The 8,991-nt window shown below is 74.5% G+C and carries 11 protein-coding genes; 2 read left to right on the top strand and 9 right to left on the bottom strand.

What is annotated here, in order from left to right; translation table 11 throughout:
* Nucleotides 1-91 precede the first annotated feature (91 nt).
* Both KIK08_RS34755 and KIK08_RS34750 read right to left on the bottom strand, forming a co-directional pair.
* On the bottom strand, nt 92-1,252 hold the full coding sequence (locus KIK08_RS34755; protein ID WP_214407567.1) for an HAAS signaling domain-containing protein: 1,161 nt from the start codon (nt 1,250-1,252) through the stop codon (nt 92-94).
* Nucleotides 1,249-1,569: a PadR family transcriptional regulator gene (locus KIK08_RS34750; protein WP_214407566.1), complete on the bottom strand. Its 321-nt coding sequence runs from the start codon at nt 1,567-1,569 to the stop codon at nt 1,249-1,251. Before KIK08_RS34750 ends, KIK08_RS34755 begins: the two co-directional genes overlap by 4 nt.
* A gap of 155 nt (nt 1,570-1,724) precedes the next feature.
* Between KIK08_RS34750 and corA the strand changes: the two genes are divergently transcribed.
* Nucleotides 1,725-2,759, top strand: coding sequence for a magnesium/cobalt transporter CorA (gene corA, locus KIK08_RS34745; RefSeq protein WP_214407565.1), 1,035 nt, complete (start codon nt 1,725-1,727; stop codon nt 2,757-2,759).
* On the opposite strand, the gene mutM is transcribed toward corA, so the two are convergent.
* The 7 genes from mutM to KIK08_RS34710 form a co-directional block, all read right to left on the bottom strand.
* Complete coding sequence (mutM, locus tag KIK08_RS34740; protein ID WP_214407564.1) at nt 2,737-3,648, bottom strand: bifunctional DNA-formamidopyrimidine glycosylase/DNA-(apurinic or apyrimidinic site) lyase; 912 nt, start codon at nt 3,646-3,648, stop codon at nt 2,737-2,739. The two genes, corA and mutM, sit on opposite strands and share 23 nt — an antisense overlap.
* Nucleotides 3,649-3,666: 18 nt before the next feature.
* A complete protein-coding gene (rnc, locus tag KIK08_RS34735; RefSeq protein WP_214407563.1) occupies nt 3,667-4,413 on the bottom strand; it encodes a ribonuclease III in 747 nt (248 codons plus the stop codon).
* 14 nt (nt 4,414-4,427) lie between these two features.
* Nucleotides 4,428-4,610 (bottom strand): 50S ribosomal protein L32, encoded by a 183-nt coding sequence (gene rpmF / locus KIK08_RS34730; protein WP_214407562.1) that lies wholly within the window; start codon nt 4,608-4,610, stop codon nt 4,428-4,430.
* Nucleotides 4,611-4,655: 45 nt separating this feature from the next.
* Nucleotides 4,656-5,177, bottom strand: a complete 522-nt coding sequence (locus tag KIK08_RS34725; protein WP_214407568.1) for a YceD family protein — start codon at nt 5,175-5,177, stop codon at nt 4,656-4,658.
* Between the two features lie 612 nt (nt 5,178-5,789).
* Complete coding sequence (locus KIK08_RS34720; RefSeq protein WP_214407561.1) at nt 5,790-6,278, bottom strand: hypothetical protein; 489 nt, start codon at nt 6,276-6,278, stop codon at nt 5,790-5,792.
* Between the two features lie 122 nt (nt 6,279-6,400).
* Nucleotides 6,401-7,096 (bottom strand): GntR family transcriptional regulator, encoded by a 696-nt coding sequence (locus KIK08_RS34715; RefSeq protein ID WP_214407560.1) that lies wholly within the window; start codon nt 7,094-7,096, stop codon nt 6,401-6,403.
* Nucleotides 7,093-8,256, bottom strand: coding sequence for a MinD/ParA family ATP-binding protein (locus tag KIK08_RS34710; protein ID WP_214407559.1), 1,164 nt, complete (start codon nt 8,254-8,256; stop codon nt 7,093-7,095). The genes KIK08_RS34715 and KIK08_RS34710 overlap by 4 nt, the downstream gene beginning before the upstream one ends.
* A 447-nt stretch (nt 8,257-8,703) precedes the next feature.
* Here KIK08_RS34710 and KIK08_RS34705 point away from each other — a divergent pair.
* A partial coding sequence (locus tag KIK08_RS34705) for a hypothetical protein (RefSeq protein WP_214407558.1) occupies nt 8,704-8,991 on the top strand: 288 nt, incomplete at its 3' end.

Raw genomic sequence — 8,991 nt, 5'->3', positions numbered from 1 at the left:
CCGCGCCGCCGGTCGCGGGCCCCCCGCCCGCGGACCGGGGCGGGCCCGGCCGGTCCCGGCTCCCCCGAGCACGTGACCGGCCGGGCGGGTCTCAGCCGGTCGGGGTGACCGGCGCCGGGGCCGCGGGCGTCACGGCGCCGGGCGCGGGTGCGGCGGTGGCGGTCGCCGTCGGCACCGCCACCACCAGCGGCGCGGGCGGAACCAGGACGCAGCGGCCAGTGTCCGGATCCACCTCGTAGGTCCCCCGCGGGTACGGCCGCACGGCCTCCGGCGCGTCGTAGTAGCTCTCGTCGGCCTCGCGGCAGGAGTACTGGTCGACGTCGATCGGGCGCCCGTCCTGGTCGAACAGGTACACGCCGGTCAGCGGGACGCCGTTGGCGTCCACCGGGCGGATGTCGTAGACGTACTCACCGTCCTGGTAGAGCCCGGGCTGCGCGTAGTCCGCCTCGCTCGCCGCCGGGGAGGGCGAGTCGGACCAGCTCGTGGGCACCAGCACAACCACCGCGACGGCCAGCGCGTTCAGCGGCACGACCAGCCACAGCAGGCGCCGGTCGGTGCGGCTGAGCCGACCGAGCCACACCGAGATCGGGATGCCGATGACGGCCAGCAGCACCACCGCGAGCGGGCCGCGGTCGACGAAGACGAAGGTGAGCACCACGGCCGCGGCGATGGCGCGCACCACCCACCAGCCCGCCTGCAGGTCGCCCACGAACCCGGTGCGCAGCCGCCGGAGCCGGGCGAGCGGAGCACGCAGCTCGGGCAGCTCGGCCACCGCGGTCATCCGCGGGCCCTCCCGCAGCAGCGCGGGCAGCGCCAGCGGCACACCGAGGACCCCGAGCAGGACCAGGGCCTCCGACCCGAACAGCAGCCCGAACGGGATCATCAGGGTGCTGGCGGCCATCCCGAGCACCGCCAGTCGGGCCGTGGTCCGACCCTGCGGTTCGACCGGGCGCGCGACGGGCGGGGGCGGGTACCCGGCGGCGGCGCGCAGCTCCGCGGCGTAGGCCTGCGGGGTACCCGACCGGGCGGCCAGGGCCTCCCGGTCGGGGCTCGCGCCCAGCTCACCGGTCAGCTCGGTGAGGTGCGCGCGCACGTCGTCGAGGATCTCGTCGACCTCACCGGGCGGCAGGTCGGACAGCGCCGCTCGCACACCGTCGAGGAACTCCCGCGCGGCGCCGTCGAGCACCTGCACGGCGGGCCTGTCCCCCGCGCCGGCCGGCGGCGCCTTCTTCCCGTCGTCCTCCGCGTTCACGCCGCCCCCACCAGGCCTTCCATCGTCTCGGCGAACGCCCGCCACACCTTGGCGGTCTCCCGCAGCCGCTGCCGGCCGGGCTCGTTCAGGCTGTAGTACTTGCGGTGCGGGCCCTCGTCGCTGGGCACCACGTAGGAGGTGAGCAGCCCGGCGTTGTAGAGCCGGCGCAGCGTCCCGTAGACCGAGGCGTCGCCGACCTCCTCCAGGCCGGCCGCCCGCAGCCCGCGCAGCACCTCGTAGCCGTAGCCGTCCGCGCGGTCGAGGACCGCCAGCACGGCCAGGTCGAGGACCCCCTTCAGCAACTGGCTGGTGTCCACCCCCACCCCCTCCTCCCGGCCCACCGGGCCGACCGACGCGTCGCACAGTACTACGCATACCGCAGTACTGTGCAACGCACCCCTCGGTTCGGCGCAATACGATCGCCACGGCCGACGCGCGGGTCGCGCGACCCGAGCGGGAGCAGGAGCAGCACATGTCCATGGTCGACAACGTCATCTACGTCGACGGCAAGCGCACCGTCGTGCCCGGCTCCCTCGACCACACCTTCCAGGAGCTGCGCGACTGCCCCGACGACGAGCACCGGTTCTGCTGGATCGGGCTGCTGCGCCCGAGCGAGGCGGAGATCCACGCCGTGGCCGAGGAGTTCGGCCTGCACGCGCTGGCCGTCGAGGACACCATCACCCAGCACCAGCGGCCCAAGCTGGAGCGCTACGGCGACGTGCTGTTCGTGGTGCTGCGCCCGACCCGCTACGTCGACCCCGTCGAGGTCGTCGACGTCGAGGAGCTGCACCTGTTCCTCGGGCGCGACTTCGTCATCACGATCCGCCACTCCGAGCGACCCGACCTGGCGGCGGTCCGCAGGCGCCTGGAGGACGACCCGCGACTGCTGGCCCGCGGACCGTTCGCGGTGCTCTACGCGATCATGGACGAGGTCGTCGACGACTACGCCCCCGTGCTCGACGGCCTGCAGGACGACATCGACGAGATCGAGGTGCAGGTATTCGGCGGCGACCCCGGCGTCTCCCGGCGCATCTACCAGCTCAGCCGCGAGGTGATCGCGTTCCAGCGGGCGGTCGAGCCGCTGGAAGAGATGATCGGCTCGGTGCGCGAGCACCTCAAGGAGCTGGCCGGCGAGACCGACCAGGAGCTGCGCCGCGCGTTGCGCGACGTCGCCGACCACGCCGTGCGGGTCGTCGAGCGCGCCGAGGGCTACCGCCAGCTGCTGACCAACATCCTGCAGGTCAACGCGGCGCTGGTGGGCCAGCGGCAGAACGAGGAGATGGCCCGCATGACCCAGGCGGGCTACGAGCAGAACGAGCAGATGAAGCGCGTCTCCTCGTGGGCGGCGATCGCGTTCGCCCCGACGCTGGTCGCCGGCGTCTACGGGATGAACTTCACCCACATGCCCGAGCTGGCCTGGCCGCTGGGGTACCCGATGGCGCTCGGGTTGATGGTCGTGGCCATGGGCCTGCTGTACCTGGTGTTCAAGAAGCGCGGCTGGCTGTGACGGCCCGGGCGGTCGACCGCCGCCGGGGCCGGGGCTGGCAGCGCGGGCAGCTGAAGCTGCTGCGGTTCATGAACGCGTCGCGGCGGATCGGGGTGCCGCAGCGCCGGCACGGCTGGTCGGTCCGCCCGTAGGCGTCGAGGCTGCGGTCGAAGTAGCCCGACGCGCCGTTCACGTTCACGTAGAGCGCGTCGAAGGACGTGCCGCCGGCGCGCAGCGCCTCGGCCATCACCTCGGTCGCGGCCTCCAGCACGGCCCGCCCCTGCGCGCGGGTGAGCGCTTCGGTGGGGCGCAGCGAGTGCAGCCGGGCCCGCCAGAGCGCCTCGTCGGCGTAGATGTTGCCGATACCGGAGACGACGGTCTGGTCGAGCAGCGCCCGCTTGAGCTCCGTGCGCCTGCGCCGGATCGCGGCGACGGCGACGTCGAGGTCGAACAACGGGTCCATCGGGTCGCGCGCGATGTGCGCGACCGGGCCGGGCAGCAGCCCGCCCCCGACCGCCGGGACCAGCGGGTGCACCGACAGCCCGCCGAACGTGCGCTGGTCGACGAAGCGCAGCTCGGGGCCGTCGTCGGCGAACCGGAACCGGATGCGCAGGTGCTTCTCGTCGGGGTGAGCGGCGTCGGCGACCAGCATCTGCCCGCTCATGCCCAGGTGGGCCAGCACCGCGTCGTCGCCGGCGGCGCCGCCGTCGAGGTCGAGCCAGAGGTACTTGCCGCGGCGGCGGGCGCCGGTGATCGTGCGGCCGGTGAGCCGGGCGGCGAAGTCGGCGCCGCCCTCGACGTGGCGGCGGACCGCCCTCGGGTGGGCCACCTCGACGCCGGTGATCCGACGGTCGAGCACGTGGCCGGCCAGCCCTCGCCGGACGACCTCCACCTCGGGCAGCTCGGGCACCGGGCTCCTCCACCGACCTCAGGGAGTGGCGTGCTCGGAGCCCGTGGCGGCCTCGGCGGTGAGCGTGCGCCAGGCCAGCTCGGCGGCCTTCTGCTCGGCTTCCTTCTTGGTGCGGCCCTCGCCGGTGCCCAGGTCGCGCCCGCGGACCACCGCGGTGGCGGTGAAGACCTTGAGGTGGTCGGGGCCGGTCTCGGTGATCCGGTACTCCGGCACGCCCAGCTCGGAGGCCGCGGTGAGCTCCTGCAGGCTGGTCTTCCAGTCCAGGCCGGCGCCCAGCAGCGGGGCGCTGGTCAGCAGGGCCTCGAACAGGTGGTGCACGAGCGTGCGCGCGGGCTCCAGCCCGTGCTCCAGGTACACCGCGCCGATCAGTGCCTCGGTGGCGTCGGCCAGGATGCTGGCCTTGGTCCGGCCGCCGGTCAGCTCCTCGCCGCGCCCCAGGTAGAGGTACGCGCCGAGGCCGCCGTCGCCGAGGGTGGCGGCCACCCCGGCCAGCGCGTGCATGTTCACCACGCTGGCGCGGAGCTTGGCCAGCTGCCCCTCGGGCAGGTCGGGGTGCTCGCGGTAGAGGCGCTCGGTGACCACGATGCTGAGCACCGAGTCGCCCAGGAACTCGAGCCGCTCGTTGGTCGGCAGGCCCCCGTTCTCGTACGCGTACGAGCGGTGGGTCAGCGCGAGGGTGAGCAGCTCGTCGGACACCCCGATCCCGAGGGAGGCCAGCAGCGGACCGCGGTCGGCCGCCGGGCCCTTGACGCCACGTTCCGCCATGGGGCTCCCGACGGTCAGGCGGGGTTGACGACCTGGCGGCCGTCGTAGGTGCCGCAGGTCGGGCAGGCGACGTGCGGGGGCTTGGTCGCGCGGCAGGCGCGGTTCGAGCAGGCGACGAGCGTGGGAGCGCTGGCCTTCCACTGCGACCGACGCGACCGCGTGTTCGACCGCGACATCCGGCGCTTGGGGACAGCCACGGTAGATCTCCTAGCTAGTTTTCGGCGCGACGACCGGGTGCCCGGTCAGTCAGCGAGGGTGTCATTCAACGACGAGCGCTCACGGAGAGCGGCCCACCTTGGGTCAAGTGTCTCATGCCCGTGGTCGGCCGGGAGGTCGGCCCGGCGCTCGCCGCACTCCGGGCACAGCCCCGGGCAGTCGTCGCGGCACAGCGGCGCCATCGGGAGGTCGACCACGAGCGCGTCGCGGACGGTCTGCTCCAGGTCGACGCGGTCGTCGACCACGCGCGGCAGCTCGTCGGTGTCGGTGGTCTCGTCGGTGACGCTGTTCGGGTAGGCGAACAGCTCGCCGATCCGGGCCTGCACGACCTCGGTGATCTCGTCGAGGCACCGCGCGCACTCGCCGACCAGCTCGGCGCGGGCGGTGCCGGACACGTAGACGCCCTCGGTGACCGCCTCCAGGCGCACGTCGAGGTCGATGGGCCGCCCCGCGGGCACGGCGATGGTCTCGGCCCCGATGCGCTCGGGCTCGGGGGGCGCCGGGATGGAACGGGTGTACTGGCGCATGGCGCCCGGCCCGCGGCCCATCTCGCGGGTGCTGAAGACCCACGGACCGGTCGCGGGCGGGGTGGTACGGGAACTGCTCACCACCCCAGGATAGGCCGCCCCACCGACTCCCCCCGGCCGGGCGAGCGGCCCCCCGAGCAGCACGCGCCCGTCGACGCACGAAGCCCGGTCCCGGCCGACAATCCACAACCCACGTCGCAGACTCTCCACGCTCGGCGCAGACCCCGCGGACTCTGCGCCGGCTACAGAAACTCTGCGACGTGGGCCGGAAGGCCCGACGGGGTGGCCGCGCAGCGCTGGGTCGGTGTCGCAGCGCTGGCTGGGTCGTCGCAGCCCGCCGGTGGGCTGCGAGCACACCGCTGGGTCTGCGCGACCCCACATCACATGATCAACCCGGCCGGGGCGGGCGCCCACGCACACCTGCCGGACGTCCGCGCAGAGTCCCCATGGTCACCGCAGGGTCCACAGCACCTGCGAAGACCACACCACCCTACGAAGACGCCCCCGAGCCCAACCACGGACCGAACGGGAAGCTCGGAACCCTCCCCAAGCCGCCCCTGCTCGATCAGAGGTCGCCCGCCGCGTAGGCGCCGCCGGAGGCCCCTCAAGCGCCGAAACCCGCGTCTAGCGGGATCAAGCCGGCGGCACCACGACGAACTCGGCGCGGTCGCCGGCGGCCTCGTCGACGGTGATCTCGTAGTCGTCGACCTGCGCCGTCGCCCCGGAGTCGATCCGCACGGCCCGGCCGCCCTCGGGTGTGAAGCTGACCCCGCCGTCCTGGACGTCGACCTCGACGAGGGGCCCGGCACCGCAGGCCAGCGACGTGACACCGTTGCGGGTGACCGCCCGCGTGCCGCTCCCGCTGACCTGGATGTTGCCCTGCCCGGACAGCGTCACCTCGCAGGCGCCCTCCCGGTCGCGCGGCGGGCCGGCCGAGTCGGTGGGGTCGGGTTCGGCGCCGGGTCCCGCGGTCGGCGAGGCACTCCCCCCGGTCGAGGGGAGCGCGCTGCCGGGGATGGGGCTGCCCGCGCACCCGGAGACCAGCACGGCGACGGCGAGCGCGACGAGGGCCGTGGCGGTGGAGTGCGCGGCGGGGGTCGGGGGTCGGGCGGGAGTGCGCATGCTGCGGGCTCCTGTCGTTCGGGACGGCCGGACCGGTCCACCGGGGACCGGGTGCGCGTCGGCGGGCCCATGATGCTGCCCTCGCGGCGGGGAGGAGTGCCCGGAGCGCCCCGTGCGCCCGATCAGCCCTCGGATTCGGCGGTGAGGACGCCGAGGATGTGGCGTTCGGCGGTGTCGAGGTAGTCCCGCAGCTCGGCGAGAGCGCCGTCGCGGTCGCCGGAGGCGAGCAGGTCGGCGATGCGCCGGTTGCGCTCGACGTAGGGCAGGTGCAGGTCGCGGCGGTCGGGCAGCTGCAGGAACGCCAGCCGCAGCTCGGCGAGCACCCGCTCGAACATCGCGATGATGTGGGTGCTGCGGCAGCCCGCGACCAGCACGCGGTGGAAGTCGATGTCGGCGGTCCCGACGGTGTGCCAGTCCTCGCGGGCGACGGCCGCGACGGCCTCGTCGACCCGCTCGCGCAGCGCCGCGAGGCGCTCCGGGTCGGCGATGGCGGTGTCGACGCCGAGCGGCTGGACCAGCCTGCGGGTGGCGTAGAGGTCGCGGACGTCGTCCGCGGACAGGGTGCGCACGTGCACCCCGCGGTGCAGCTCGTGCTCGACCAGCTGCTCGTGGGCCAGCAGTCGGAAGGCCTCGCGCACGGTGTTGCGGGAGATCCCGAAGGCCTCCGACACCGATTCCTCGCGGAGCCTGGTGCCGGGGGGCAGCTTGCCGTCGGCGATCTGGCGGCGCAGCTCGTCGGCCGCGTACTCGGCGGTGCTCGACCTCTTCGGCAGCGCCGGGAGGCCGGAGAGCACGTCACCCGCGTCGGCCACGATCACCAGCCGGACTCTACCCCGCCCCTTGTGCGATCGCTCAACAATCCCCCGACCGCGCGCGCCGGCGGGACCGTCCCGAACTCGTCGGCCAGCAACGCGGCGACCTCCTCGACCGCGGCCCGGGTGTCCGGGCGCAGCGCGGCGAGCCGGATGCGATCGCCGGTGGCCAGGTGCGGGTCGCGCGGCAGGACCACGACCGCGCGGCTGCGGCGGGCGAAGTGCTCGCGCAGGCGGACGACGTCGACGTCGGGGCTGGTCCGGTCGGCCGAGAGCACGACCACCGCCCGCGCCGCCGCCTCCGCGTAGCCGTGCGCGTCGAGCCAGTCCAGGGTGCGACCGGCCCGGCCGGCCCCGTCGACGGTGAGGGAGCCGACCACGACCAGCGAGGCGGCCGCGTCGAGGGTGCCGCCGATCACGGGGTGGACCATGCCGGTGCCCGAGTCGGTGATCACGACGTCGCAGAACCGGCTCAGCGTCGCGTGGGCCGACTCGTAGCCCTCGCGGTCGAGCGCGTCGTGGCGGGCGGGGTCCTGGTCGGAGGCGAGCACCTGCAGCCGCCCCGACAGGCTGGTGAACCGCGCCAGTTCGGGCAGCGCCCGGATCCGCTCGGCCCTGGCGGCCAGGTCGCGCACCGACACGGTGGACTCGCCGGAGAGCCGGTCGGCCAGCGTGCCGCCGTCGGGGTCGGCGTCGAGCACGGCGATGCGGTCGCCGCGCAGCTCGGCGAAGGCCAGCCCGACGGCGGCGGTGACCGTGGTCTTGCCGACGCCGCCCTTGAGCGAGACCACGGCGACGTGGTGCGGCGCGGGGAGCGGCCGGCGGATCCGCGCCACGCGCTCGCGGCGCTGCCGTTCGGCCGGGGAGTCCGCGACCAGCACGGTCCCCCCGCTGACCCGGTGCAGCAGCCGGCGCCAGCCCGAACGCGGCGGCGGGGGGCGCCGGGCGACGATGCTGCGGTCGGTCAGGTCGGAGGCCGATGCGGCAGCGACGCCCACACGGTCGGCGGACGGGGCGGTCCGCTCCGGCCGGCGCGGCTCGGGCAGGGATCCGGACGGCGGGTCGGACGGCGCCCCGCCGACCGGCGCGGGCCACACCGGTGGGGCCGGCGGTGGCGCGGGGGCCGGGTCGTCGTCACCGGACGTCGCGAAGGACCGCTTGGGCACCGCTCAACCACCCATCTGGACAGGAAACGGACAAGCATCCACCGACACCGGCCCGGGTATCGGCGTTCGGACTCGATCCTACGCAGGTCGGCTCTACGCATGTCGGCGCAGTACTTGCGTACGATCGGACGGAGCATTGGTGAATGCGCAATCAAATAGTCCGGTAAGCCGCAGCCGAACCGAAAACCTTCGCCTGCATTTAAGGTCCGTCGGCTTGCACGGCCTTGCACGCGGCCCGTAAGTTCCGGTACGGAGAGCCACGGTGCGCCACCGGCCCGGTGACGGCGCGCGGCCCCGTCCGGGGCTTCGCGCACGGCCCGTGACCACCCGGCTCCACTCCGCGCAGGTCACTCCACTCGATTGTGGCCTGCCCGGGCACGGCACAAACGGGGGGTCGGGAGTGGACGAGTTGCAGTGCGATCGCACAGTCGGACAGCGGGTTTCGGCATGAGCAATGAGCTCACGCGGTGCGCGTTGGCCGGGTGCGAGGAACTCATCGAACAATCCGCCGACGGCGGGCCGAAGCGGTTGTACTGCTCGGCGGCGCACCGCGCGGCCGCCCGCAAGCAGCGCCAGGTCGCCCGCACGTCGGGGGAGGAGACGACCGCGGGCGTCACCGCGGCCGCCGCGGCGCCCGCCATCGGTGACCGCGCGCCCGCGGCAGCCCCCGGCGACGCCGACCCGAGCGACCAGGACGTGTCCGCCGGCCGCCCGGTGGGCGGCTCCGCCACCGGG

Source organism: Pseudonocardia lacus, assembly GCF_018531445.1.
Taxonomy (GTDB): Bacteria; Actinomycetota; Actinomycetes; order Mycobacteriales; family Pseudonocardiaceae; genus Pseudonocardia; species Pseudonocardia lacus.
The sequence above is the reverse complement of the archived record's forward strand: the minus strand, read 5'-3'. Positions and strand labels throughout refer to the sequence as shown.